Annotated in this window: 1 pseudogene; it reads left to right on the top strand. The window is 45.9% G+C overall.

The window, feature by feature from the left end:
- Positions 1-637 precede the first annotated feature (637 nt).
- A pseudogene (locus tag R7P74_RS25630) lies at positions 638-845 on the top strand (ParM/StbA family protein); the annotation flags it as partial.

Here is an 845-nt window from a genome sequence, read left to right as displayed (position 1 = left end):
AGGCGTGATCCAGTTTGCTCCGTACCTCTGCAACAAACTCTCGTCCCTCTGCCTCTAGCAGATCCTCTGTTATCTCGGATCGTTCTTCTTCGAGCTTCGGATCTAGCAGATCTAGCCATCGCTCTGTTGGTAGACTCACCTCAATACCCTCCCAATTCCTATCCAATTCCTATCCACATAACTATCTATCTGGAATTTAAAGCTGATTATTCCAATACTGGAATCTAGTTCTGTCACTAGGCTAACCCATCTTTGGAATTTGTCAAATTTCCCTCTATCTATCTGGAATCTTGATGCTCTTATTCTTTCACAGCCTCTTTACATATGAATCTATATTTAAAGATTCCAGATATATTGGATATGGCATCAAAGATTCCAAATGCCTCTTTACCACCGTCTCTCGATGCTGGAGGGCAAGCGGTTCTCGATGCGAGGGTAAGGTCTGTTTATCTGAGCCTATCCGTGCAGCGTTCCCATAGGTTCCCTTACTCAACGATCAAAAAGCCACCGAAAAGCAACCTATATGCCCCTTTTGGGCAATTACACAGGCCATCTGTCCCCGCTTTTAGCCTTATTCTCTATCCAACACGCGGCAAGCAATCGAAAAGCAATCTAAAAGCAATCTTTGGAGGATTTCATGAGTCAATTTGTTCTGGGTTTGGATATTGGTTACTCCAACCTGAAAATGGCAATGGGGTATAAAGGTGAGGAAGCTCGCACAGTCGTCATGCCGGTGGGGGCAGGTCCATTGGAACTGATGCCACAACAGTTAACTGGCGGTGCAGGGACCTGCATTCAGGTTGTGATTGATGGAGAGAAATGGGTTGCAGGCGTCGAGCCTGACC

It is taken from the genome of Vibrio sp. 2033, from assembly GCF_033339735.1.
The sequence above is the reverse complement of the archived record's forward strand: the minus strand, read 5'-3'. Positions and strand labels throughout refer to the sequence as shown.